Annotated in this window: 27 protein-coding genes; 14 read left to right on the top strand and 13 right to left on the bottom strand. The window is 63.4% G+C overall.

Annotated features, from left to right (window positions below; genetic code table 11):
- Position 1: 1 nt before the first annotated feature.
- Positions 2 to 1,045: an Mrp/NBP35 family ATP-binding protein gene (locus tag NMP98_RS05450; protein ID WP_254860537.1), complete on the bottom strand. Its 1,044-nt coding sequence runs from the start codon at positions 1,043 to 1,045 to the stop codon at positions 2 to 4.
- A 156-nt stretch (positions 1,046 to 1,201) separates the two neighbouring features.
- On the opposite strand from NMP98_RS05450, the gene moaA reads away from it, so the two are divergent.
- On the top strand, positions 1,202 to 2,158 hold the full coding sequence (moaA, locus tag NMP98_RS05445; protein WP_254861293.1) for a GTP 3',8-cyclase MoaA: 957 nt from the start codon (positions 1,202 to 1,204) through the stop codon (positions 2,156 to 2,158).
- On the opposite strand, the gene NMP98_RS05440 is transcribed toward moaA, so the two are convergent.
- From NMP98_RS05440 to NMP98_RS05420, 5 genes are all read right to left on the bottom strand, one after another.
- Positions 2,155 to 2,760 (bottom strand): CAP domain-containing protein, encoded by a 606-nt coding sequence (locus NMP98_RS05440; RefSeq protein WP_254860536.1) that lies wholly within the window; start codon positions 2,758 to 2,760, stop codon positions 2,155 to 2,157. The genes moaA and NMP98_RS05440 overlap by 4 nt on opposite strands.
- A 55-nt stretch (positions 2,761 to 2,815) precedes the next feature.
- Positions 2,816 to 3,838, bottom strand: coding sequence for an SPX domain-containing protein (locus NMP98_RS05435; protein ID WP_254860535.1), 1,023 nt, complete (start codon positions 3,836 to 3,838; stop codon positions 2,816 to 2,818).
- Positions 3,835 to 5,334: a PKD domain-containing protein gene (locus NMP98_RS05430; RefSeq protein WP_254860534.1), complete on the bottom strand. Its 1,500-nt coding sequence runs from the start codon at positions 5,332 to 5,334 to the stop codon at positions 3,835 to 3,837. Before NMP98_RS05430 ends, NMP98_RS05435 begins: the two co-directional genes overlap by 4 nt.
- Before the next feature lie 266 nt (positions 5,335 to 5,600).
- Entirely contained in the window at positions 5,601 to 6,185 is a 585-nt protein-coding gene (locus tag NMP98_RS05425) for a response regulator (RefSeq protein ID WP_254860533.1), read from the bottom strand.
- Positions 6,186 to 6,255: 70 nt separating this feature from the next.
- Positions 6,256 to 6,711, bottom strand: coding sequence for a DUF7960 family protein (locus tag NMP98_RS05420; protein ID WP_254860532.1), 456 nt, complete (start codon positions 6,709 to 6,711; stop codon positions 6,256 to 6,258).
- Positions 6,712 to 6,851: 140 nt separating this feature from the next.
- Between NMP98_RS05420 and NMP98_RS05415 the strand changes: the two genes are divergently transcribed.
- On the top strand, positions 6,852 to 7,889 hold the full coding sequence (locus NMP98_RS05415; protein ID WP_254860531.1) for a tyrosine--tRNA ligase: 1,038 nt from the start codon (positions 6,852 to 6,854) through the stop codon (positions 7,887 to 7,889).
- Positions 7,890 to 7,895: 6 nt separating this feature from the next.
- On the opposite strand, the gene NMP98_RS05410 is transcribed toward NMP98_RS05415, so the two are convergent.
- Together NMP98_RS05410 and NMP98_RS05405 are read right to left on the bottom strand one after the other, a co-directional pair.
- Positions 7,896 to 8,231: a winged helix-turn-helix transcriptional regulator gene (locus tag NMP98_RS05410; protein WP_254860530.1), complete on the bottom strand. Its 336-nt coding sequence runs from the start codon at positions 8,229 to 8,231 to the stop codon at positions 7,896 to 7,898.
- A gap of 88 nt (positions 8,232 to 8,319) precedes the next feature.
- A complete protein-coding gene (locus tag NMP98_RS05405; protein ID WP_254860529.1) occupies positions 8,320 to 9,099 on the bottom strand; it encodes a hypothetical protein in 780 nt (259 codons plus the stop codon).
- A gap of 181 nt (positions 9,100 to 9,280) precedes the next feature.
- On the opposite strand from NMP98_RS05405, the gene NMP98_RS05400 reads away from it, so the two are divergent.
- The 3 genes from NMP98_RS05400 to NMP98_RS05390 all read left to right on the top strand — a co-directional run bounded on the left by NMP98_RS05400 (position 9,281) and on the right by NMP98_RS05390 (position 10,699).
- Positions 9,281 to 9,694, top strand: a complete 414-nt coding sequence (locus tag NMP98_RS05400) for a DoxX family protein (protein ID WP_254860528.1) — start codon at positions 9,281 to 9,283, stop codon at positions 9,692 to 9,694.
- A gap of 48 nt (positions 9,695 to 9,742) precedes the next feature.
- Positions 9,743 to 10,312, top strand: coding sequence for a flavin reductase family protein (locus tag NMP98_RS05395; protein WP_254860527.1), 570 nt, complete (start codon positions 9,743 to 9,745; stop codon positions 10,310 to 10,312).
- 144 nt (positions 10,313 to 10,456) lie between these two features.
- Positions 10,457 to 10,699 (top strand): transcriptional regulator, encoded by a 243-nt coding sequence (locus NMP98_RS05390; protein WP_254860526.1) that lies wholly within the window; start codon positions 10,457 to 10,459, stop codon positions 10,697 to 10,699.
- A 34-nt stretch (positions 10,700 to 10,733) separates the two neighbouring features.
- Here NMP98_RS05390 and NMP98_RS05385 read toward each other — a convergent pair whose 3' ends face one another.
- Positions 10,734 to 11,138 carry an SRPBCC family protein gene (locus NMP98_RS05385; protein ID WP_254860525.1) on the bottom strand — a complete coding sequence of 135 codons (405 nt, stop codon included), beginning with the start codon at positions 11,136 to 11,138 and terminating at the stop codon, positions 10,734 to 10,736.
- A gap of 52 nt (positions 11,139 to 11,190) precedes the next feature.
- Here NMP98_RS05385 and NMP98_RS05380 point away from each other — a divergent pair, with 52 nt between their 5' ends.
- From NMP98_RS05380 to NMP98_RS05365, 4 genes are read left to right on the top strand one after another with little or no spacing between them, the layout of a single operon-like run.
- Positions 11,191 to 12,078, top strand: coding sequence for an ABC transporter ATP-binding protein (locus NMP98_RS05380; protein WP_254860524.1), 888 nt, complete (start codon positions 11,191 to 11,193; stop codon positions 12,076 to 12,078).
- A complete protein-coding gene (locus NMP98_RS05375) occupies positions 12,078 to 13,925 on the top strand; it encodes an ABC transporter permease (RefSeq protein ID WP_254860523.1) in 1,848 nt (615 codons plus the stop codon). Before NMP98_RS05380 ends, NMP98_RS05375 begins: the two co-directional genes overlap by 1 nt.
- A complete protein-coding gene (locus NMP98_RS05370; RefSeq protein WP_254860522.1) occupies positions 13,918 to 14,961 on the top strand; it encodes an ABC transporter permease in 1,044 nt (347 codons plus the stop codon). Before NMP98_RS05375 ends, NMP98_RS05370 begins: the two co-directional genes overlap by 8 nt.
- A gap of 31 nt (positions 14,962 to 14,992) precedes the next feature.
- On the top strand, positions 14,993 to 15,967 hold the full coding sequence (locus NMP98_RS05365; protein ID WP_254860521.1) for an aldo/keto reductase: 975 nt from the start codon (positions 14,993 to 14,995) through the stop codon (positions 15,965 to 15,967).
- Between the two features lie 8 nt (positions 15,968 to 15,975).
- Here NMP98_RS05365 and NMP98_RS05360 read toward each other — a convergent pair whose 3' ends face one another.
- Complete coding sequence (locus tag NMP98_RS05360; RefSeq protein WP_254860520.1) at positions 15,976 to 16,935, bottom strand: PGF-CTERM sorting domain-containing protein; 960 nt, start codon at positions 16,933 to 16,935, stop codon at positions 15,976 to 15,978.
- 117 nt (positions 16,936 to 17,052) lie between these two features.
- Here NMP98_RS05360 and NMP98_RS05355 point away from each other — a divergent pair, with 117 nt between their 5' ends.
- Positions 17,053 to 17,700, top strand: a complete 648-nt coding sequence (locus tag NMP98_RS05355) for a helix-turn-helix domain-containing protein (protein ID WP_254860519.1) — start codon at positions 17,053 to 17,055, stop codon at positions 17,698 to 17,700.
- 13 nt (positions 17,701 to 17,713) lie between these two features.
- On the opposite strand, the gene NMP98_RS05350 is transcribed toward NMP98_RS05355, so the two are convergent.
- Together NMP98_RS05350 and NMP98_RS05345 are read right to left on the bottom strand one after the other, a co-directional pair.
- Entirely contained in the window at positions 17,714 to 18,262 is a 549-nt protein-coding gene (locus NMP98_RS05350; protein WP_254860518.1) for a hypothetical protein, read from the bottom strand.
- Between the two features lie 74 nt (positions 18,263 to 18,336).
- Positions 18,337 to 18,849, bottom strand: a complete 513-nt coding sequence (locus NMP98_RS05345) for a macro domain-containing protein (protein WP_254860517.1) — start codon at positions 18,847 to 18,849, stop codon at positions 18,337 to 18,339.
- 104 nt (positions 18,850 to 18,953) lie between these two features.
- On the opposite strand from NMP98_RS05345, the gene NMP98_RS05340 reads away from it, so the two are divergent.
- The 4 genes from NMP98_RS05340 to NMP98_RS05325 all read left to right on the top strand — a co-directional run bounded on the left by NMP98_RS05340 (position 18,954) and on the right by NMP98_RS05325 (position 22,231).
- Positions 18,954 to 19,358: a DUF7522 family protein gene (locus tag NMP98_RS05340; protein WP_254860516.1), complete on the top strand. Its 405-nt coding sequence runs from the start codon at positions 18,954 to 18,956 to the stop codon at positions 19,356 to 19,358.
- Between the two features lie 47 nt (positions 19,359 to 19,405).
- Positions 19,406 to 20,101, top strand: coding sequence for a YqjF family protein (locus tag NMP98_RS05335; RefSeq protein WP_254860515.1), 696 nt, complete (start codon positions 19,406 to 19,408; stop codon positions 20,099 to 20,101).
- A gap of 247 nt (positions 20,102 to 20,348) precedes the next feature.
- Positions 20,349 to 20,759 carry a PH domain-containing protein gene (locus tag NMP98_RS05330; protein WP_411911608.1) on the top strand — a complete coding sequence of 137 codons (411 nt, stop codon included), beginning with the start codon at positions 20,349 to 20,351 and terminating at the stop codon, positions 20,757 to 20,759.
- On the top strand, positions 20,759 to 22,231 hold the full coding sequence (locus NMP98_RS05325; RefSeq protein ID WP_254860513.1) for a PH domain-containing protein: 1,473 nt from the start codon (positions 20,759 to 20,761) through the stop codon (positions 22,229 to 22,231). Before NMP98_RS05330 ends, NMP98_RS05325 begins: the two co-directional genes overlap by 1 nt.
- Here NMP98_RS05325 and NMP98_RS05320 read toward each other — a convergent pair whose 3' ends face one another.
- Positions 22,232 to 22,564 carry a VOC family protein gene (locus NMP98_RS05320; RefSeq protein WP_254860512.1) on the bottom strand — a complete coding sequence of 111 codons (333 nt, stop codon included), beginning with the start codon at positions 22,562 to 22,564 and terminating at the stop codon, positions 22,232 to 22,234.
- Between the last annotated feature and the right edge of the window lie 11 nt (positions 22,565 to 22,575).

The raw sequence follows: 22,575 nt of genomic DNA, 5'->3' as shown, positions 1-22,575 counted from the left end.
ACTACCGCTGGCTACTCGCCTGTCGGCGGCGGACGATTCCCTGCATCTTCGCCGTCTCGTCGGCGAACGACCGGAACGCCTCCCCCGTCTCGCTGTCCTCGTCGAGGACGATTGGAGCGCCCGAGTCACCGCCCTCCCGTACGGCGGGGTCCAGCGGTATCTCGCCGAGGAACGGCATCTCTACCTCGTCGGCGAACTCTCGACCGCCGCCGCTTCCGAAGATATCGTGTTCGTTGCCACAATCCGGACAGACGAACCCGGACATGTTCTCGACGATTCCAAGCACCGGCGTGTCGTGTTTGCCGAACATCCGAAGACCCTTCCGGGCGTCGTCCAGCGCCACCTCCTGTGGCGTCGTCACGATGACCGCTCCCGACACCGGCACCGACTGCAACAGCGTCAACTGCGTGTCGCCGGTCCCCGGCGGCAGGTCGACGACCATGTAGTCCAGCGTCCCCCACTCCACGTCCTCCCACAACTGTGTCAACACCTTGTGGACCATCGGCCCCCGCCAGATGACGGGGTCGTCCTCGCCGACGAGAAAGTCCATGCTCATCAGTTTCATCCCGTATTTCTCCGGCGGGATGATGGTCTCTTCGTGGGTCGCCTTGGGCCGCTCGTCGGTTTCGACCATCCGTGGGACGTTGGGACCGTAGATGTCGGCGTCGAACAGGCCGACGCGGGCGCCCATCTCCGAAAGGCCCGCAGCGAGGTTGACCGCGACCGTCGACTTTCCGACGCCGCCCTTTCCCGAGGCGACGGCGATGATGTTCTCGACGCCCGGCAACACCTGCTCGTCGTCGCCCAGCCCGGTGTCGATACTCGCCGAGAGGTCGATTTCCAACCCCGTGTCGGCGAGGACCTCTCGAACCTCGCCCGCGATGGCGGTTTCCGTCGACGAGTAGGGTGCTCCGAGTGCGAGGTCAATGCTGACCGTATCGCCGTCGACAGTCACGTCGTTGACCAATCCGAGCGAGACGATATCGTCTCCGAGTTCGGGGTCTTCGACTGCCGACAGGCGGTCGAGGATAGCGTCTTCGTCCATACCTTCGGTAGGCCCCGTGGTTCCGATAAGAGTTGTGCACCGATACCCACGGTCTGAAGCACGTCGGGTATTCGTCGCAACCTAGGGAACCACAATCGGTTACGTAACGACGCAATCTAGCGTCGAATTTAAGCACGTGTGACCGAACTCTCGCGCATGCTCGAAGACGGGTTCGGACGAGAAGTCACCGGCGTTCGCGTCTCCCTCACCGACCGGTGTAACTTCGACTGTGTCTACTGTCACAACGAGGGGCTCGGCGACACGCGGGGGCCGATGGAGCCCGCCGACGACGAGATGTCCACCGACGACGTGGTCCGCTTCCTCGAGGTCGCCGCGGAGTTCGACGTCGATTCGGTGAAGTTCACCGGCGGCGAGCCGATGCTTCGAGAGGACCTCGAGGAAATCGTCCACCGGACGCCGGATTCGATGGAAACGTCGCTCACGACCAACGGCACCTTCCTGCCCGAGCGCGCCGACGCCCTCGCAGACGCCGGACTCGAACGCGTCAACGTCTCCCAGGACGCCCTCTCCCCGGAGGCTTTCGCGGAAGTGACAAAGAGCACCGCCTACGAGGACGTTCTCGAAGGGGTCGATGCGGCCCTCGACGCCGGCCTTGCACCGGTCAAACTCAACATGGTCGTCTTCGAGCAGACCGCCGGATACGTCCCCGAGATGGTCGATCACGTCGCCGAGAACGACGGCCTCCAACTCCAACTCATCGAGTACATGCCCGAACTCGCGGGCCGCCCCGACTGGGCCGTCGACATCGAACGCGTCCACGGCTGGCTCGAAGAGCAGGCCGACCGTGTCGAGCGCCGGGAGATGCACGGCCGAAACCGCTACTTCGTCGACGGCGGGATGGTCGAAATCGTCGACCCCGTCGGCAATGCGGACTTCTGTGCCAACTGCCACCGCGTTCGCGTCACCCACGAGGGCTACCTCAAGGGCTGTCTCAACCGAAACGACGACCTCAAATCGATGGGCGAGATGTCCAAACCCGAAATTCGTGAGGCGTTCCGCGACACCGTCGCCGAACGGGTGCCGTACTACGGCGAGTACATGGTCCAAGAGGACGGCGAATGGGTGTTCAACGAGGAGTACATCGGCGCCTAAGCGTTCGGATGCTCCCGACAGAAGTTCTGCGTCGCGTAGATTTCGCCCTTTCGAGTGACGTAGACGCCGACGGCGCTTATATGGTAATATTTACTAGTCATTGTCCTATTATGCCCCGGTGAGTTCGCCCACATATCGACGAACTTCGCTGCGACGTCGTCCGTCTCGTTCACCTGACGTGGCGTTAGATACGCGATGTTCTCGTTGGTGCTGTCGCATCCACCGTACTCTTCGTGGCGCTCTTCGGAACCCTGTCCATCCGGATTCCGGTGGTCGTAGAAGTCCCGGTCGGCCATGTCCTTGCTGTGAAGGCGTGCGATTAACCGGACTCGCTCGGAGTGGACGAACGGCTCGCGACCGTACGCCGACCGTCGTTCGTTTACCGCCTCGAAGATGTCCATCTCTAGTCGCTCACCGTCGATATCTGGATGTGCCGACGCCTCGACATCCGGTACGCCCGTGGTGTTTTCTGGGGCGTCGACATCGGGTTCGGCCGCCCTGTCGATTGGACCAAATGAGACCGCCAGAGCCACGAGTACCGTCCCAGCGAGGGCGAGCAAAATAATCGACGAAACGACGTTGAGTGCTCGCTTCCACACCATTTTTCACGAGTGGTTCGGGATGATAAATACTCCGTTTATTCAAATCGGTTGTGGTTCAGTTACACCGGTTTCGCTGCTGTTTCATTCGTTGGATTGCCTCCCGGGCGAGCGACTCGCCTTCCTGTTCGTTTCCGGCTTCGATTTCCTCGATTGCCTCGGCGAGCGTATCCGTTCCGTCCAGCAGCCCCGACAACGAACAGCGAGATTGCTCGACGATTGGGATGACGTAGCCGACTCGCTGTCCTCGACCTCGTGCCTCCTCGAAAGAGTCGCTCGCACTCTCGAATCGGACGTTGGCGGCTCGATACTGCTCTATGGCTGTCGCAGGGTCGTCGTCTTCGAGCGACCGATTCGCATCGCTGAGCAGTACGTAACCACGAGCCATCTCGTGTAACGCTCCGTTGATTGGGGAGAGCCAAGTCGCGACGTTGAGCAACATCGATTGCTCCCTCTTCACTGCCTCGTGACTGTAGCTGTCTATCGTCACGCTCGTCTCGTCAAGTTGCTGTTGGGCAGTCTCGACTCGTTGTCCGACCGTGGATAGCTCTTCGAGCGTTTCGCCCGCGAACGCTACGGGTTCCATTGCTGCATCGTATCTCGCGTCACGAACCCGTTTGTCGTAGGCGAACGAGGCCGCGATGGTCTGATGGAGCAGGTATCGCTGTGAGGCGCGGTCGTCAGCCAACCGTGCCAGTGTAGACAGCGTTTCAGCTCGACTCGTGGAAACGTCGCCCCCGTCCTCCAGTTCCGCTACATCTGCACGGATTTCGTCAGTCGTGTCGGAAATCGCTCGGTGGTCGAACTCGTCTTCGAAGGTATCGATATCGAAGACGAAATCGCCGCCGTCGACGATGGGGAGTGCTGTGAGGCGTTCGTACACGCGTTCTAACCGAGATTCGACACTCAACAGTTGTTCGGGGCGCCGTTCTTCCTTCTGTGACCACTCCGGTGTCCCGTCCCCGTCAGTCTCCGATGGTTGGTCGTCACCGCATCCCGCGAGTCCGCAACTGACCGCCGCTGCCGCCGAGACGACTCCACGGCGCGTCCATTTTCGACGTTCGGAACCGCGTTGACTCATTCTACCAACCCCCCTCCGATACCGCTCGGTCCACCCATATCGTCCGGCAAGGTCGGTTCGGACTCGTCGTCAGCTCCACCCGCTGTATCGTCGTCAGTTCCACCAAGGTCGGTCTCGGGTAACCGGGAGTGGAGGTCAGACGAAGCGGTTGCTGATTCGGAGGATTCCCCATCAGATGGGCCATCGCCGGACGCAACCGGTGTAGTGGGCTCGCTCCAACTGTCCGGTTTGGCGTCGTCGCTTGACTCGTCTCCAGAGGTAGATGATTGACCGATATCACTGACGGCCTTGACCACATCGATTCCTCTTTCTACGATGTTGTCTTTGCCCTCTTGAACGACAACGGTAACATTAGCGTCCTGCCCCTTCTCAAGGTTCGTTGGGTCTGGGCCTGCAATTCGCTCCGCATTTTCTAATCCGTACTGATGGTAGGCTCCCCCGTTTGAGGAAGAGTACGCGTTCGTGGTTCCGCCCTCGTCTTCGAGTTGTCGTATCTTCTCGTCACAACTGCTCCACTCACCACCGGTCGTCTCACACGTCACGGTTTTCTGCTCCTGTCCGAAGACGAACGTCGAGGCTGCTCCGACGGTATCCTCGTAAATTTGCTCGCCCAGGTCCTGTTTCCACGGGGCATTTTCGCCCCCGTCGAGGCCGACAGCGTCGGTCGTAGTTCCGAGATACGACGAGTCGGCGATTCGCGACCCGACACGGAGTGTCGAGTCGTACCCGTCGCTGTCGTAGAATATTTCTTCGTCTTTCGGAGGCTGTGGCGTTGGTTCGGGCGTTTCGGCGTCGGTCGTCGCCGCGGCCGGTGTCGGCGTCGGTGGACCGCCCGGTGGCGATTCGTTCGAAAGGCAATCATCGGTGTTCGAGGCGAGGTAATCCGGGTCGCCGCAGTCCGGGGAAGATGGACCTGAGTCGACATCGTCCCACTCGGTGTCCGGTGTCGATTCTCGTCCGGGGTAGACGACGATATCGTCGTACGCCGTCCGACCGTTCGTGTCCACTACGACCGCCTGTACGCGGTACGGGCCCTCCCCCGGAAACGAGATTCGAAGGTCGTCGGTGGCGGCCGTTCCGTCGAGCGACTGTCTCCCGACGATTTCGTCGTCGACCGCCCACGCGATTTCCTCAAGTTCGGCATCCGGACTCTCCGCGGTGGCGACGTACTCGGTTGGGGTTGTGGTTTTCGGTGTCGTCGCGCCGGTAACCGAGACTGTCGGTCCGGCATCGTTGACGTAGACGTACAGCGTGTCGGAACTCCGCGCTCCGTCGGTGCCGATAACCGTGAGATTCACCTCGTATCGGCCGGGCGTCGTCGGGACGAACGACGTCCGACTGCAGTCCGCACAGTTGGGCGTCATCCGACGGCCACCGGGCGTGTCGATTTTCCATCGGTACGACGCGATGTCTCCGGAGGGGTACGTCGAACCGGTCGCATCGAGTTGGACCGTCGTGTCGACGGTCACCGTTTGGTCGAGCCCTCCGTCAGCCATCGGTCTATCGGCGGCGGCAGCGGCACCCACAATCCCACAGAAAGCGAGCGAAACGGCGAGGAACAACACCAATCGTTTCATTCGAAGTGAATCGGATTAATATTGGTTTTATTCAAAAGGTTTCGCATCGGAATCGAATGGATGAACCTTCCCAAAATACAGCGCTCGTCCTCGAAAGTATCCTTTTATAATTCCCAACCGACGTGTCGATATATTGAGAGAGATGTCTCTATCGATTTGTAATGGGTCCACATCGTGAGCGGGCGTCAGTCGGTCGCGCTGTCGGCGCGCGTTCGGTCGTCGGTAGCGACCACGTAGCCGTCGTCGTCCGGCAGGTCTTCGAGCGCCTCGTCGAGTTCTCGCTCGACGGCCTCCAGGCGGCGACACAGTTCCTCGTACGCCGGAGTCCCTTCGACGTCGCCATCCGATTCGGTTTCCAGCGTCGCTCGCTTGGCAGACAGCGAGAAGTACTCCTGAAGCTTCTCGTCGTAGGCGGCGCGTTCGAGCATCCGCTGGACTGTCCCCCGGAGTTCGTCTCTGTCTACGGGTTTTCTGAGGTACTCGTCGAAGCCCATCGAGACGATATCGACGGATGGCTCGATGGCGGTGAGCATTACGATGCGGCAATCGAAGCCCTGCTCGCGTGCGGTTTCGAGCACTTCGTCGCCGGAAAGCCCCGGCATCCGCCGGTCGAGAAACACGATATCGACCTCCTCATCGAGGGCGTCGAGTGCCTCTTGACCATCGTAGGTCGTCCGCACGTCGTGTCCCTGCAGTCGGGCCGCGTACCCATCCGCGAGCCCGGGTTCGTCGTCTACGATGAGTATCGTCGCCGTTTCGTGTTCTCCCATCTCGGTGTGCCCCTTGGTTACACACCAATATCCACCCGTCAGGATATGTCTTTCGTCAGACAATAGTCGGTTAGGAAACAGGACGTTTCGGCGAGCCGAGATCTTCGAGTGCCCACGAGACGATGCGGGCTTCGACGATGTCGCGTGTCTCGACGAGTTCGTCCCCGGCCTCGAAGCGCTCCAGCGTTTCGCGAGCGTCGTCGAGCATTTCGGCTTCCAGCGGTCGCTGGTCGGGTTCCTCCCGGGTCGCGTTCAACAGTGCCTCGAAGTCCTCTCGGAGGACGAAAGACGCCCGGGCGGCGTTACACCGCGAGAGGGGACTCATCCCCGTTTCGAGAACGAGGTCCCGGACAGTGTGCCAATCGTCGGCACAGAAGTGCAGCGACACCTCGCCTTCGATGTCCTGCCAAGCGATTGGCCCGGAGTGTTTCAACAACTGGACCGCACGCGGCGGGATGTCGATTCGGTGGGCGGTTTCCGGTCGGCCGCAGAGACAGCAGGGTTTCTCCGTTCGCCCGGTGTACATATTCGAAGTTGGGTGGGAAGACGTTTGGATGTACGGTAACCGGTTATCCGTACTCGTGTTGGGTGCCGATGTCCGTGTGGGTCGGTACCGCTACTGGACGTACCCGAACGTTTTATCGGCCGTCTCACGGTAGCGAACGCATGGACACGGCCGAGCGGACCGAACTGGTCACGCGATTCACCGAAGAGGTCGTAGAGGTCGACGAAATCGAGGCGCTGTTCGAGGAACGCGAGAACCCCACCGCCTACATCGGCTACGCTCCGACCGGCGAGATGCACATCGGCCACTTCACGACGATGCGCAAACTCGCCGACTTCATCGATGCCGGTCTCGACGTGACGGTGTTGGTCGCGGACCTCCACGCCCACCTCGACGACGCCAAGAGCCCCTTCGAGTTGCTCGAAGCCCGCTCGGCGTACTACGAGGCGGCCATCGTGGGAATGATAGAAGCCGCGGGTGCCGACCCCGATTCGGTCTCCTTCGTCCGCGGCACCGAGTACCAACTCGAGGAACCCTACACGCTCGACCTCTACCGGATGCTTGCGGAGACGACGCTCTCACGCGCCCAACGCGCTGGCAGTGAAGTCGTTCGACAGTCCGAGAACCCGAAGTTGGGTGGACTCGTCTACACGCTGATGCAGGCGCTCGATGTGGCCGCACTCGACGCGGACATCGCCTACGGCGGTATCGACCAGCGCGGCATCTACATGCTCGCCCGCGAGCAGTTGCCCGATTCCGGCTACGACAAGCCGGCGTGTGTGTTCGCACCGCTGCTGTCGGGGCTCTCCGGCGGGAAGATGTCCGCCTCCGAGGAGTCCTCGAAAGTCAATCTCACCGACGACGACGCCGCCGTCGAAGAGAAAATCAACGGTGCGTACTGCCCCGCGGGAGAGGTCGAGGACAACGGCGTCCTCGAGTACCTCCGATTCCTCGTGTTCCCGGTTCTCGACGAACGCGGCGAGCAGTTCGTCGTCGAACGGCCCGAGGAGTACGGCGGCGACCTCGTCTACGATGACTACGAAGCGGTCGAGGAGGACTTCGTCTCCGGCGAACTCCATCCCGCGGACCTCAAACCCGCTGCGGCCGCCGCGATTTCGGCGGTCATCGACCCGGTTCGAGAGCAACTGCTCGATAATCCGGAACTCCTGGAAGACGCCTACCCCGAAAAGTACGCCTGAGGGCTCTTACTCCGCTTCGGCTTCGAGCCAGTTGTCGGCCCACGCCTCGATTTCGTCGAACACTGGGCACAGCGACTGCCCTTTGTCGGTCAGCGAGTAGTACGTCGCCACGGGGGCGTCCTCTTCGAGTCGGCGTTCGACGAAGTCGGTCTCCTGGAGGTCGTCGAGCACGCGAGAGAGCGTCCGCGCGTTGGCCTCCGTCGAGCGCTTCAGTTCGTTGAACCGCTTTTCTCCGTCCTGTAAATCGTGTAAGACGAGCAGGCGCCACTTCGAGCCGATTTGCTCCATCGACTCGACGACCGGACAGGCCGCCTCGACTGGCGCTTGGGGAACGTTCGACATATCGCTCTGTACGAGGCCCTCCAATAAATATTCACGCCGATAGTGTGGTAGTGGGTGGCACTCGAACTCGGAACGTGGATGTCGAGCACTACTGGTCGGTTACGTCGGTCAACACGAGGAACGCCTCGGCACCGCTGTCGCCGTAGGGGACTACTTGGACGATGAACTCGCAGTCCTCGCCGTCGACGGACAACTGGCGGTCGACTTCGAAGGATTCTCCGCGGGCGACGGTTTCGTGGACCGCACGGTACCCTCGGACATCATCGTGGGCCTCTCCGATGCGTTCGATGATGCGGTCGACGTCGTCGACGACGCGGTCGAACTCGCGGTTGGTCTCCAACAGCGTCACGCTGTTTCCGGCGAAGGCGACCGACCCGATGGCGTCGGTCGTGTTCCTGAACAGCGCCGAAAACCGGTCGCGCTCCATCTGGAGTTTGGCGCGACTCTCCCGCTGGCCGGAGTCGTAGATGCCGGCCGCAAAGGTTCCCATCGACCCGATGATGACCGCACCACCGGCGATGACGAGCGGTTTGTATTCGCCCTGTACGTACTGCTGGATGCCGAGAATCCATGCCAGCGCTACCGAGAAAATAGCGGTTCCACCGACACACCAGCTCGCGGTTCGCACCACGCGTGCGTCGGTCCACTCTCGCGTGTAGAGCCAGAGGCCCGTGGCGACGACGACGAGTCCGAGCGCGATAAGGATGGAGTTTTCGAGCAGCGTCGACCACAGCGACTTCCCTTCGAGCCAGGCATCGCTGTAGACGTCGTAGCCGGGAACGGCAAGGAGAAACAGACCCACCAGACTGACGCTTCCGGCCGCAAACAGTCGCTTCGCTCGGGATAGACGGCTTTGCTCCCGTGACATTGGTAGCAAATGTTTTTCTGTCTACATAAGTTTCGTGGCACCTAACATCGGTGTTACCCGGTGACACCAGTGTTCGCGAAATGATATAACAGTTCGAAAGCGTACGTGGTTGTGTAATGTTACTAAATTCGCGGCCCGACCGCATCGACCCTCGAATGCCCGCAGTTACGGAGGAGAACTAATGCTGGAAAGCGTCGGTGCCGAAATCGCGTTTCTCGTCGCTCGAGTGCTCTTCGGCGGCGTCCTCGCGTTCATGGGCTTGAACCACTTCATGGACACAGACGGAATGACCGGCTACGCTGAGTTCAAAGGACTGCCCGCGCCGAAGGTCTCGGTCCTCCTCAGCGGTGGCCTGCTCGTCTTCGGCGGCATCTCGATTGCCGCCGGGATTCTTCCCACCATCGGAGCGGGTGCCCTCGCCGTGTTCCTCGTCGTCTCCGCGGTGACGATGCACGACTTCTGGAACATGGAGGGTGAAGACGCCCAAAACGAGATGACCGGCTTCCTGAAGAACCTCTACGGTGCCGCTGGCGCCCTCGTGTTCCTCGCGCTCGCGAGCGCCCCGTGGCCCTACGCCGTCAACGTCGGCCTCTAAGAGCGCCCCTTTTAGGTACTCGACGCCACGGTACACCTACCTTACTCCATGGAACTCGACCCGGATTCCGTCGATTCGATGTATCGCACCCTCTCGACCGCCGTGGTTCCCCGCCCCATCGCGTGGGTGTCCTCGACGGACGGCGAGACCGACAACCTCGCACCCTACAGTTTCTTCAACGTCGTCGGTATCGACCCACCGGTCGTGATGTTCGCGCCGGCGTCGATGAAGGACACGCCGCGAAACGCCGTCGAGACCGGCGAGTTCGTCGTCAACGTCGTCACGCCCGACCTCGCAGAATCGATGAACGCCTCTTCGGCGACGCTCTCGTCGGACGCAAGCGAGTTCGACCACGCGGGCGTCGAGCGTGCGCCGTCGGTAGCCGTCGACGCACCCCGCGTTGCGGCCTCTCCGATTAGCTTCGAGTGTGTCCTCTACGACACCGTTGAGGTCGGCACGTCGACGATGGTGCTTGGCGAAGTCGTCTACGCCCACGTCGACGACGAGTTGCTCACCGACGGCAAACTCGACGTCGAGAAGTTCGACGCTCTCGGCCGACTCGCGGGAAGTCAGTACACCTACACGCGCGAGCGGTTCGGCCTCGAACGACCCGACTGACCGTCGGTACAGAACGTCGCTTCGTCTCGGAGTGGACGAACGTCCACTAACCCTCCGAAGCGTCTCTAACGCCGATTTGCGGCCCTCTCAGCCACCAACGAACGAAGGGGCACTTCTATTACCCTTCACGTCAGACGTTCGGATATGACCCACACGTGCCGTAACTGCAAACGGACGTTCACAAGTAAACTGCAGTACGAACTCCACCGGGACGTATGCTCCTCGGAGGCGCTCATCTGTGAGGCCTGCGGCGAGCAGTTCTCCGAGCGCCGTGCCACCCGCGACGGGTGGCACTACGCCTGCCCCAACGAGGACTGCGACGGGAACGGACTCGGCGAGGACCTCCACTCCGTCGGCGATTTCAGCCTCGAAAAGAGCGTCCAGTAACGACAACCGACCCACCTACCCGCGTAAGCCGCTCTTACTGTTCGGTGAGCGCCGCGATTGACCGACACGCCGCCCGACACACCGGCGCGTAACCAACGGCTGCAAGCGGTATTTCGAAGACGACCCGACAGCCACCGACACGTTCTTCGACGCGGTGGCCCGTCGCCGGTATCCGCGCCACGTCCCAACTCCAGCGGCGGATAGCGTCGTCGACCGTCGTCACCTCGAAGGGAATCCACGCGCCGACCCCTCGGATTCGAACACGTCCCGTCGTTCCCGCTTGGACGTGTCGCTCGGAAGCCTCCACGTCGGTAATGGAGACGCCCCACTCGGGCCACCGCGCGGTGTCGCACAGCACACTCCAGACGGCCTCGGGGTCGGCATCTATATCGCGACCGACGACCCACCGGCGGCCGTCGGGCGTCCGTTCGAGGTCCATACCTACCGATTCGCGGGCCGGATTTTTGTAACCGCCGCTCTACCCCTCGGCCGTGATAGACGTACGCGACCTCCGGAAAGAGTACGGTGGGTTCGTCGCCGTCGAGGGCAGTTCCTTCGCCGTCGATTCGGGGGAGGTGTTCGGCGTCATCGGGCCGAACGGTGCCGGGAAGACGACCACGCTGAAGACGCTGGCCGGGTTGTTGGAACCGACGAGCGGCCGGGTCGAAATCGACGGCGCTCCCGCTGGCGCCCGCGAGACGCGTCGAAACCTCGGCTTCCTCCCCGAGGAGTCGCCGCTGTACGAGGAGATGACGCCGCTGTCGTACCTCCGCTTTTTCGCCGACCTCTACGACGTTCCCCGGTCGACCGCCGACGACCGGATTCACGACGCCCTCGACCGCCTCGAACTCGACCACCGCGACCGTGCCCTCGGCGACATGTCGAAGGGGATGAAGCGGAAGGTCGCCATCGCCCGGTCGCTCGTCAACGACCCCGACGTACTCGTCTACGACGAACCGGCCTCGGGGCTGGACCCGCTGACGACCAACTACATCATCGAGTTCACCCGCGAGTTGGCCGAGGAGGGCCGAACCGTCGTCTTCTCGGCGCACAACCTCTATCACGTCGAGGAGGTCTGTGACCGCGTCGCCATCATGAACGAGGGCCGCATCGTCGCGAAGGGCCCACTCCAGGACCTCCGGGACCGCTACGGCGACACCGAGTACCACGTGTTCACGACCGTCGAGGTCCCCGACGCAGTCGCGGAGAACGGTCGCTATCGCAGCGTCGTCGATGACATGGAGTCGGTCGAAGAACTCCGGGAGACTGCGAGTGACCGCGGCGGCGAAATCGACGATATCCGAACCGTCGAACCGAGCCTCGAACGGCTGTTTCTCGACCTCGCCGAGGCCGACGACGCGCGGGAGACGGAGGCCTGATGCGCCCCCGAAAACTCCTCCGCATCGCCCGCTGGGAGGCGACCAAGGGCGTCGGCGGCCTCGACCGCGGGGCGGTTGCGGTTGCCGTCGCCGCTACTGCGTTCGTCCTCGCGGTCAGCGTCGCCGTCGCCGGGGGCGGCGTCGCTCTCGAAGACGGCATCTATCGTGTCGGCGTCTCCGAGGATAGTCGGCTTCACGACCCCATCGCGGCGGATTCCTCCTTTGCCGTCGTCGAACCGGACCCCACAGTCATCGAGAGCGGCACGCTGCCGGCCGACAGCCAATACGACCTCTACATCGAGGAGCGTGGCGACGAGACGACGCTGTATCTGGCAGCCGAAGGGGGAGCGCCGACCGACAAGAGTCGGGCGGCCGTCGCGACGTTGCGGGAGTCCGTCGACCGCTACAACGACCGGCGGATGTACGAGGAGGACAACGAAACGGCCGCCTTCCCCGTGACGGTGACGATTCGGTACGTCGAACGGGGCTTCGATGCGGGGGGTGACGGGGGCGGCGGTGGCTCCGACGATGGGGGCGACTCCGGTGGTACTGGAACCGGCGGCACCGACGGCGGAAGTACCGGCGGTGGGAGTGTCGGCGACTCCGGGGAGACGACCGACGACGATTCCATCGGTGCACCGTCGCTGGGTGCCTTCGATTTGTTCGGCACGACCGAATCGACGGGGTCACCATCGGACATCTCGCCGCCGTTTCCCTTCCAGTCGCTCGTGTTGGCGTTCCTCTTCGTGTTGCCGCTGAACTTCGTCATCCAAGCCTATGGCAGTTCGATGCTCTCGGAGCGACTGAACCGCCGCGGCGAACTGCTTCTCGTCGCGCCCGTCAGCCCCGCCGAAATCGTCTTCGGGAAGACGCTCCCGTATCTTGCGGCGGCGCTGGCCATTACTGCTGCTGTCGTCGCCGGTCTGTGGGCGTTGGGCGGTGAAGCTGGCCCGCTGTCGGTGTTGGCAGTCCTGCCGCTGGCACTGCTGTTCCTCGCGACGACGTTCCTCGGTTCGATGTTCGCCCGCTCGTTCAAGGAACTCACCTTCGTCACCGTCACCGCGAGTACGGTGTTGACCTCGTATGCGTTCGTCCCCGCCATCTTCACCCAGACCAGCCCAGTCGCGCTCGTCTCGCCGCTCACCGTCGCGGTTCGGGACCTCACCGGGGCGGGCGTCACCGCAGGCGAGTTCGTCTTCGCGACCGGCCCCGTCACGCTCGTCGCCGGGGTCTGTTTTCTGCTGGGGTTGGGCGTCTACCGCGAGGAGGACCTCTTCACCCAGCGACCGGTCCACCTGAAGGCACTGGACGCGCTGGCGGGCCGTATCCGGCGTCCCCGGAGTCTCCTCTTGGTCGTGGCGCTGCTCGTCCCGTTCGTCTTCGTCGCCGAGTTGCTCGCCGTCGCGCTGCTGTTTGCCCTTCCGGTCGCCGTCTCGGTGCCGCTCGTCTTCGCCATCATCGCCGTCATCGAGGAGTTGGCGAAGGGGTTGCCGATTTATGCGGGGTACGTCCACGGCCGCTACGACCGCTCGATGGCCGTCGCCGTCGTCGTCGGCGCGGCCGCTGGCGTCGGCTTCTTCCTCGCCGAGAAGGTCTCGCTCGCCGTCCAACTCGTCGGGCTTCCGGGGTTGGAGGTGGCCGATGCCGCCTTCCAGACCGGCCTCGGCACTCGGGACCCAGCGATTATCGCCCTCCTCGCGGTCGCACCGCTGGCGCTGCACGTCGTCACGTCGACGCTGTCGGCACTCGGCGCGAGCCGTGACCGGACCGGGTTCGCAGTCGGACTCGTTGGGGCAATCGCGGTTCATCTCGTCTACAACCTCGCGGTGGTGAGCCGCCTTGTCTAGAACGACCATCGCCAGACGGGAACTCGGCTCGCTGTCCCGCGAGAAGACCATCGTCCTCGCGATTCTCATCCAACTGATTATCGCGGGCTTTTCGTCGTTCCTCGTCGTCGGGCTCACGTCGCTGTACGACCCCGGTGGAGGCGGTGAGGAGATACAGGTCGCCGTCACGGGCGAGGCCGCAGACGAACTGATTGCGGCGGGCAACGAAGTTGAGGGACTGAACCCCGTCGAGTATCGGGACCGTTCCAACGCCCGCGACGGCTTCGACAGGGGTGATGCGGCGGCCATCGCCATCGCCGAACATCGAGACGGCCGCATCGACGTGTCGGTGGAGGCACCGCAGTCGAGTCTCCAGAAGACGCTCGTCGTCGTCCGCCTCCGGGCGGCGCTGGAGCAACTCGAACGTAGCGAACGACGCGACCGTGCGGCACATCTCGATTTCGACCCCATCCCGCTGCCGCCGTCGGTCGACGCCAGCCCGTACTTCGGCTTTACCTACACCATCCTCGTTCCGTTGCTCGTCTTCCTACCGGTGTTCATAAGCGGCGCCGTCGTCGTCGATTCGGTAACCGAGGAGGTCGAACGCGGGACGCTCGAACTGCTTCGGGTCACGCCGGCCTCGCTCGTCGAAATCGTCGAGGGGAAAGCCGGCGTCATGGCGGTGCTCGCGCCGTTACAATTGCTGCTCTGGGTCGTCCTCCTGGGGTTCAACGGCATCGCTATTTCCAACGTCGTCGCGCTCGTCGTGCTCACGATGGCGGTAGCGGTCGTCGCCGTCGTCTTCGCCGCCGGCTTGGCGGTCACGATTCCCGTCCGTCAGCGCGCCCAGTTGACCTATTCCTTCGGCGCGCTCGCGGCCTTCGCCGCCGCAACGGCGCTTCCAGAACACCCGGGAACGACCGTCGCACTCCTCGCCATCGACAGTCCGACGCTCACGACCTACGCCCACGTCGCGGGATACGTCGCCGTCGCAGCCGTTGCAGCCGTCGCACTCCGGTTCGGACTCGACCGAATCGATGCCGAACGCCTCGGGTAGCTTTTTGCGCACGGCACGTGGGACTGTCCGTATGGAGTACACCACGCTGGGTTCGACCGGTATCGAAGTGTCACGACTCTGTCTCGGCTGTATGAGTTTCGGCGACTCCGACTGGCGTGAGTGGGTCAAGGGAGAGGAGTTCGGCCACGAACTCGTCGAGCGGGCGCGGGACCTCGGCATCAACTTCTTCGACACCGCCAACATGTACTCTCGCGGCGAGAGCGAGCGCATCCTCGGGGACGCCCTCGAAGGCCACCGCGAGGAGAGCGTCGTCGCGACGAAGTGTTTCTTCCGAATGCGCGACGACGACCCGAACTCGGGAGGACTCTCCCGGAAGGCCATAGAGCAGGAACTCGACGCCTCCTTGGACCGCCTCGGAATGGACACCATCGACCTGTATCAGATTCACCGCTGGGATTACGACACGCCCATCGAACAGACGCTCCGGGCGATGACCGACGCCGTCCGCCGCGGGAAGGTCCGTCACATCGGTGCCTCCTCGATGTGGGCCCACCAACTCGCCGAGTCGTTGCATACGAGCGACAGGGAGGGGTTAGAGCGGTTCGCGACGATGCAGAACCACTACAACCTCGTCTACCGGGAGGAGGAACGCGAGACGCTCCCGCTGTGTGAAAAGGAGGGACTCGGCGTCGTCCCGTGGAGCCCGATGGCTCGGGGGTACCTCACTCGCCCCCACGAGGAGTACATGTCGACGAAGCGCGCCGAAACCGACGACTATGCCCAGGAGCACCCCTACGCCGACAACGGCGGGAAGGAAATCAACGAGCGCGTCCAGGAGTTAGCCGCTGATAAGGGCGTCTCGATGGCGCAGTTGTCGCTGTCGTGGCTGCTACACAAGGATTGGGTCGACGCTCCCATCATCGGCGCCTCGAAGATTCAACACCTCGAAGACGCCGTCGAAGCGCTGGAAATCGACCTCTCGGCCAGCGACATCGCCTACCTCGAAGAGCCGTACGAACCCGTCCCCATCTCGGGTCACGAATAAAACGGCCCTCAGCGCCGACGAGCGAGCAACACCGCACCGACCAACGCTACGACGGCGACGCCGCCGCCGAAGCCAGCGCCGTCGCCGGCCGTCGGTGACTGGACGACTTCACGTTCCCACTGTGCCTCCGTCGGCGTGGGCGTCGGTTCCGGTCGCGCCGTCGGCTCCGGTGTCGTGGTCGGTTCGGGCGTCGTCGCGACGGGGGTGTCGTCGGGAGTCGGCGTCGATTCGGTCGTGGAGGTGTCCTCACTCGTCGTGTCGTCTTCAGGCGTGCTGTCGCCCGAAGACTCGGGCGTCGATTCCGGCGTCGGTGTCCGCGTCGGCGTCGGCTCCGGTTCCGACGGCGGCGGTCCGAGTTGCTCTCTGGCTTCGGCTTCGCTCTCGCAGTCACAAATCCAGAAGTAGTGGGATTCGGCCTCGACGGTCTTTCGCTCGCCGCTTGCGGTCACGCCTGTCGTGCTTCCGGTGAGTTGGTACCAACCGGGTTCGTCGGGGTTGGTGTAACACGTGGCAACCGAAACTATTTCGTCGCCGTCGTCGAGGTGGGTCGTCGAACCGCCGAAGTCGCTTTCGCCGTAGAACTCGATTTCGAAGCGGTCCTCGCCGGCAGAGAAACTCTTGACGTTGCTTTCGAGGCTCTCGTCGACCTGCTGGCCGTCGTAGGTGCTCCCGCGGTCGATACCAAACGTATCGGAGTTCGACGGCCCACAGCCCTCGAAGCTTCCCTCCTCGTAGACGGCCAACAGCGTTTCGAGCGTCTCGAAGTCCGTTCCGGCTTCACCGACGACGAACTGGCCGTACTTCACGTCGGTCGCGCCGGGCGAGCGGTCGCCCATCGGCTTGACGGTGAAATCCGCACTCTCGGGTTCGTGACTCGCGGCCGCGACGCCGACACCGCCGGGTACGGCGCCGACGAACAGCGCCAGCGTCAGGACGGTCACGAACCCGACGGTCACTCCCCGGTTCATCGTCTCTATTGGGTCAAACGGGTGCCATCGGGTTACGGCTACTGCCGGCAATGACCGGTTCCACGCGATCCGACCCGAGCGGGGAAGATATATAGCCCGCCTGCCAACGACGGGTTGATGCGGTACGTCAAAGTCTCTCTCATGCCCACGGACGGCGATATCGACCCCGTGGGAGAGGAAATCGAGGCCGACCCTTCGCTGACGCGGGAGTCAATCTTACATTTCAACCGCCTCAACGACGGCACTGCCGTCCTTCTCACACAACTCCGGGGGAGCCGCGAGCGACTCGAGGAGATATTCGAAAACTGCGACGAGATTCTCTCGTACAACGTCTCGTCGGTTCGAGACGGCCTTCAGGCGTACGTGCACACGGAACCGACGGAGGCCGGCGCCGCACTCTTCGACCTCACCGAGGAACACGAGTTCGTCGTCGACACCCCCATCGAGTACGGCGGTGACGGCTTCCGGGTCGCCATCATCGGCAAAGAAGAGACCGTTCGCCGTGCCATCGACGACGTTCCCGACAGCATCCGTCTCGAACTCGAACAGCTCTCGGATTACGACCCGGAACTCCGGGAACTCTCCTCGCTGCTCACCGACCGCCAACAGGAGATTCTCAACACCGCCTCCGACCTCGGATACTACGAGGTGCCCCGCAGAGCGACCCACCAGGACATCGCCGACGAACTCGACGTGTCGACGACGACCGTCGGTGAACACCTCCGGAAAATCGAGGCGCGGATGCTCTCGGAAATCGCTCACTGAGACCGGTTTCGAACTACTGGATTGACTCGTCGTTCTCTGTTTCGGTCGGTTCCTCCGGCGCCGGAACGGCCGCCGCTTTCTCGCCTTCGCTTACCCGACTCGTGATGTAGGCGCTCACCAAGCCGACCAGTCCGACCGGGAGACTCACCTGTACTGTCAGCGTGACGAGGCCGGCGGGGTCGAGTGGTCCGCCGCCACCGCTCAAGGCGCCGTACTCCGAGAGGACGGAGAAGGTGAAGAACAACGACAGCGCGACGAACAGGTAGAACCCGAGGAACGCACTGATGCCGACGACGACTGACGCAGCGCCCTCTCTGTCGGGAAGCACTTGGCCGATGACGACGCCGGCGACCACCGAGGCTATCGGACCGGTCGAATAAATGATGACGATGACGACGAGGAACATGAGCGCGACCTGTGTCACGTCGAGGGGGTTGGTTCCAGGGTCGACGAACTGCTCGATGAAGAAACTGAGCGTGAAGTTTCCGGCCAGACCCAACCCGACGCCGAGGACGCCGAACGTGCCTACCACGGCCAGCGCGTACGTGAACAGCCGTCTCATGTTGTCTCCATCCAACACGCCGAAACGGGTGTGCGTGTTGCCGCGATACAACGGTTCGTTAAATACGTCCGCGGTCACTCTGGAGTTCGCACCGACTCGGCGACCGCTCGAACCGTTTCGAACGCCTCGTCGCTGTAGGCGATGAATCGCACGTCCGACAGCGACTCGGGGTCGTAGGCGTCGATGGTTTCGGCGATGATGTGGGCGCCTTTTGCGAGGTCGAAGCCGGCGACGCCACAGCCGAGGGCGGGAATCACGAGTGACTCACAGCCGCGTCGGTCGGCGGCGGCGAGTGCGTTGTGAGTCGCATCGCGGATGCTCTCAGCGGTCGCCTGTCCGTCGCCGTAGTGCGGCATCGCGGCCGCGTGAATCACGTAGTCGGCATCGAGGTCGAAGGCGTCGGTGACGGCCGCCGCTCCGAGGTCGACCGGCCCTTCCGCGACGGCGGCCTCGCTGAGGCCACGACCGGCCGCTCGCCTGAGCGCGCCCGCGACGCCCGACCCCATCTGAAGGCTGGTTCCGGCGGCGTTGACGAGTGCGTCCGCCGACTGTGCAGCGATATCGCCCTGTACGACGCGGAACTCCATGTGTGACCGTTCGGAGAGCCGAGACAAAAGCACTCGGCGCATCGGGCGTTTCTAGGCTCGATTCCGCCAATGGCTTTTTATCGTGACAACAGTTGTCAATACGTATGGCATCGACCGGCGCCTCCGGAACGGACGGCGGGGTGACGGACGCCGTCGAATTGATTCGAGCCCACGCGAAGGAAACGGTGTACAGCGTCGTTCGGTTCGACTCCGATGGGTTCGAACCGCTGTACGTCGCCCCCGAGACGCGGGCGATGTACCCCGACGAGGTGTCGATGGAGAAACACTTCTCGGAACTCCACGACTACGTCAACGTCGACTTCGCGGAAATCGCGCTGTTCTCGGAGGAACTTCTCCCCGCAGCAGGGTCGGTGAACTACGTGACGACCGCGATGGACGGCGTGAAGATTCTCCGCGTCTACGCCGGCCACAGCGGCGTCTTCCTCGCACTTCATCCCGAGGAACCGGTCGTTTCGCTCGTCGACATCGTCGATGGGCACCTGCTGTAACTTCCGGGACCGTCACGCCGAAACCGACGGCGGTCGTACTTTCAACCATGCGGGCACTGCTCTCGATGACGTGGCGGGACCTGCTGTTCGCCCACTGGCCGGTGAACGCCGACATCGTCGCTCGACGCCTCCCGGACGGCGTCTCCGTCGACACCTACGACGGCGACGCCTACCTCGGGGTCGTCCCGTTCGTGATGGCCGACATTCGTCCCAGAGGCGTCCCCGTCGGACTCCGATTCGGCGAACTCAACCTCCGGACGTACGGTAACGTCGACGGTCGGCCTGGCGTGTACTTCTTCAACCTCGATGCCGACGACCGCGTCGGCGTCGGCCTCGCGCGGGCGCTGTTCCAGTTGCCGTACTACCGCGCCGAGATGGACATCCGGACGCAAGGAGAGGGAACCAACCGCGAGGTCACGTTCAGGAGCCACCGTCGAGGAACCGACGCCACCCCGGCGGAGTTCGACGCGACGTACGCCCCGGCGGGAGGCTTCGAGACGCCCGCTCCCGACTCGCTCGACGCGTTTCTCACCGAACGCTACCGGTTCTACACGACCGACGACGGCGGCCGACTGTACTACGGCGATATCGACCACGAACCGTGGTCGCTGGCGCCGGCCACCGCCGACATCCGGTCGAACACGCTGTTTTCGGCCAACGGCTTCGAGCGCCCCGATGGCGACCCACGACTGCGGTTTGCCGCCCCGATAGACGTGACCGCTGGTCGCATCCACCGCGAGTGAGACGGCGACCGGACACGGCCTACTATATACGACCCGTACACAACGAAACCCAATGGACGATACGGACTCAGCAGGCGACGGTCCCTTCGGCTCCGAGTTGGCGCCGGCTGTTCGGCGGGTAGCGGCCGACACCGACGCCGACACGGAGGAGTCTCCTGGGAGAAACGTTCCCGACATCGAAGCCCTCACCGGTCCCCAGCAGACGCTCGAACCGGCTATTCAGGCCGTCTGGATACTGCAGAGTGGCATCTCGGCGGCGGTTCTCGGCGTCATCGCCGCCGTCGCGTTCGCGTTTTTCTCCCCCGGTACCCCACGGCTCGGCGGCGTCGTCTTCGGCGCCGTGTTCCTTCTGGGCGCGGCGCTGTCGGTGCTCCGGTATCGGTCGTGGACCTATGAGGTCCGCGAGGATTCGCTGTATCTCGAACGCGGCGTCGTGACGCGCGTAAAAACCGTCGTCCCCTACGTCCGCATCCAGCACGTCGACGCTAGCCGCGGCCCCCTAGAACGGACGTTCGGGCTGGCGACGACCGTCGTCTACACTGCCGGCTCACGCGGCGCCGACGTGTCGATACCCGGGTTGACGCCGGAGCGCGCTGAGGACCTCCAGACTCGGCTGAAACAGTTGGCCATCGCCGCCGAGGGCGAGGACGCAGTGTAATGAACCTCGACCCACTGTCAGTTCCGTACCGCGCCGGCGAATCGGTCCTCAGGCTCGCGTGGGTGCTCGTCTTCCTCGTCTTCGGCAATCAGACGTTCGGCGGGTTCACGGGGGTCGGGTTGGTCGTCGTCGCGTGGTTCCTCGTCACGCTGGCGTACCAACTCGTCTACTACCAGCGCTTCGAGTACGAACTCACCGAGGACACCCTCGACATCGCCTCGGGGGTCGTCTCTCGCCGGAACCGCGAGATTCCGGTTCGACGGGTCCAGAACGTCGACATCTCGCGGAACGTCGTCCACCGACTGCTTGGCATCGCCCAAATTGACCTCGAAACCGCCGGCGGTTCCTCGACGGAGGGGTCCCTGAAGTACGTCAGTTTCGAGGAGGCGAAGCGACTCCAGTCGGAAATCGGCCGTCTCAAACGAGGCGACACCTCGACGGACGAGACGACCGCCGAAGCGCCGGCGGAACGCGAACTGTTCGCCATCACGCCGAAGGAACTCGTGTTGCTCGGCGTCGTCGGCATCGACCTCCGGTTGCTGTCGTTCGTGACGGTGCTGTTGCCGGTCGTCGCACCGTCGCTCACCGGGCAGTTCGGCGACCCGTTAGTCGGTCTCGCTGTGACGGCGCCGCTTGCGGCCGTCGCAATCGTCGCCGTGACCGCGGCGATAAGCGGCGCACTGGCGGTGACGAACTACTACGGGTTCCGGCTATCGCGGGTGACCGACGAACTCCACTACGAGCGGGGACTCCTTCAGCGGTTCAGCGGCACCATCCCGCTGGAGAAGGTCCAGACGCTCTCCATCTCGGAGAACGTCATCGCCCGACGCCTCGGCTATGCCTCCTTGGCCGTCGAGACGGCCGGCTACTCCCCGAACGACGCCGGTTCGCAGTCGGCGGTGCCGCTCGCCGACCGCCGACGGGTGTTCGACCTCGCCCAATCCGTCGAGGAATTCGAGGACGTGGCATTCGAGCGCCCGCCGAAACGCGCCCGCCAGCGGTACGTCGTCAGATACGGCATCGTCGCCGCCGTCGTCGTCGCCGCCGCCTTCGCCGTCGACCGGTTCACGGGACTCACGTTCGCGTGGTACGCGACGGCCGTGTTGGTCGCCGCGGCGCCGGTGGCCGCACACCTGAAATGGCGCAACCTCGGCTACGACCTCCAGTCGGAGTACATCGTCCTCCGGGAGGGCTTCTGGACGCGAACGATTTCGGTCGTTCCCTACTACCGGGTTCAGACCGTCGTCGACTCACAGACGATTTTCCAGCGGCGCCGTCGACTGGCGACGCTCGTCGTCGACACCGCCGGAACCAGCGGCCTGACGAGTGGGGCCACCCGAGCGCTCGACATCGACGAAGCGAAGGCGAGTGAACTCCGAGAAATCGTCGCCGACCGACTCCAAGAAGAACTCGTCAAGCGCCGCGAACAGCGGCGCCATGAGCGACTCGGCTCCATGGAAGCGGCGGCGTGACTACTCGAAGACCTGTATCTCGACGGTCCGTCCCTCCGGGTCCGTGAGGAAACACTGGTAAATCCCGTAGCGTTCGTTGTACGTCGGCGGCGACTCCCCGACGGCCTCCAGTTCGGCGTAGTACTCGTCGACTGCCGCTCTGGAATCGACGACGAAGGTGAGGATGCCGTCGGTTTCGGCCGTCTCGCGCTCACAGAACCCGAATCGGAACTCTCCGACTTCGAGGATGGTGCAATCGGGCTGTTCGCGCCACACGTCGGCGCCGAGACCCTCGGTGTAGAAGTCGACTACTTCTCCGAGTCGCTGCGTTCGAAAGAAGACGATACCGTCCATATTCGCGCTAT

Origin of the sequence: Natronomonas gomsonensis (assembly GCF_024300825.1) — an archaeon.
Lineage (GTDB): Archaea > Halobacteriota > Halobacteria > Halobacteriales > Haloarculaceae > Natronomonas > Natronomonas gomsonensis.
This window is presented reverse-complemented; position numbering and strand designations above follow the sequence as displayed.

Coding starts and splice junctions, on each gene's coding strand:
- NMP98_RS05425 (WP_254860533.1), bottom strand. CDS start 6,185: ATGGGAGAACACGAAACGGCGACGATACTCATCGTAGACGACGAACCC.
- NMP98_RS05390 (WP_254860526.1), top strand. CDS start 10,457: ATGACCCACACGTGCCGTAACTGCAAACGGACGTTCACAAGTAAACTG.
- NMP98_RS05340 (WP_254860516.1), top strand. CDS start 18,954: ATGGCATCGACCGGCGCCTCCGGAACGGACGGCGGGGTGACGGACGCC.
- NMP98_RS05375 (WP_254860523.1), top strand. CDS start 12,078: ATGCGCCCCCGAAAACTCCTCCGCATCGCCCGCTGGGAGGCGACCAAG.
- NMP98_RS05435 (WP_254860535.1), bottom strand. CDS start 3,838: ATGAGTCAACGCGGTTCCGAACGTCGAAAATGGACGCGCCGTGGAGTC.
- NMP98_RS05365 (WP_254860521.1), top strand. CDS start 14,993: ATGGAGTACACCACGCTGGGTTCGACCGGTATCGAAGTGTCACGACTC.
- NMP98_RS05385 (WP_254860525.1), bottom strand. CDS start 11,138: ATGGACCTCGAACGGACGCCCGACGGCCGCCGGTGGGTCGTCGGTCGC.
- NMP98_RS05360 (WP_254860520.1), bottom strand. CDS start 16,935: ATGAACCGGGGAGTGACCGTCGGGTTCGTGACCGTCCTGACGCTGGCG.
- NMP98_RS05400 (WP_254860528.1), top strand. CDS start 9,281: ATGCTGGAAAGCGTCGGTGCCGAAATCGCGTTTCTCGTCGCTCGAGTG.
- NMP98_RS05320 (WP_254860512.1), bottom strand. CDS start 22,564: ATGGACGGTATCGTCTTCTTTCGAACGCAGCGACTCGGAGAAGTAGTC.
- NMP98_RS05405 (WP_254860529.1), bottom strand. CDS start 9,099: ATGTCACGGGAGCAAAGCCGTCTATCCCGAGCGAAGCGACTGTTTGCG.
- NMP98_RS05450 (WP_254860537.1), bottom strand. CDS start 1,045: ATGGACGAAGACGCTATCCTCGACCGCCTGTCGGCAGTCGAAGACCCC.
- NMP98_RS05410 (WP_254860530.1), bottom strand. CDS start 8,231: ATGTCGAACGTTCCCCAAGCGCCAGTCGAGGCGGCCTGTCCGGTCGTC.
- NMP98_RS05325 (WP_254860513.1), top strand. CDS start 20,759: ATGAACCTCGACCCACTGTCAGTTCCGTACCGCGCCGGCGAATCGGTC.
- NMP98_RS05335 (WP_254860515.1), top strand. CDS start 19,406: ATGCGGGCACTGCTCTCGATGACGTGGCGGGACCTGCTGTTCGCCCAC.
- NMP98_RS05395 (WP_254860527.1), top strand. CDS start 9,743: ATGGAACTCGACCCGGATTCCGTCGATTCGATGTATCGCACCCTCTCG.
- NMP98_RS05430 (WP_254860534.1), bottom strand. CDS start 5,334: ATGGCTGACGGAGGGCTCGACCAAACGGTGACCGTCGACACGACGGTC.
- NMP98_RS05345 (WP_254860517.1), bottom strand. CDS start 18,849: ATGGAGTTCCGCGTCGTACAGGGCGATATCGCTGCACAGTCGGCGGAC.
- NMP98_RS05420 (WP_254860532.1), bottom strand. CDS start 6,711: ATGTACACCGGGCGAACGGAGAAACCCTGCTGTCTCTGCGGCCGACCG.
- NMP98_RS05440 (WP_254860536.1), bottom strand. CDS start 2,760: ATGGTGTGGAAGCGAGCACTCAACGTCGTTTCGTCGATTATTTTGCTC.
- NMP98_RS05355 (WP_254860519.1), top strand. CDS start 17,053: ATGCGGTACGTCAAAGTCTCTCTCATGCCCACGGACGGCGATATCGAC.
- NMP98_RS05415 (WP_254860531.1), top strand. CDS start 6,852: ATGGACACGGCCGAGCGGACCGAACTGGTCACGCGATTCACCGAAGAG.
- NMP98_RS05350 (WP_254860518.1), bottom strand. CDS start 18,262: ATGAGACGGCTGTTCACGTACGCGCTGGCCGTGGTAGGCACGTTCGGC.
- moaA (WP_254861293.1), top strand. CDS start 1,202: ATGCTCGAAGACGGGTTCGGACGAGAAGTCACCGGCGTTCGCGTCTCC.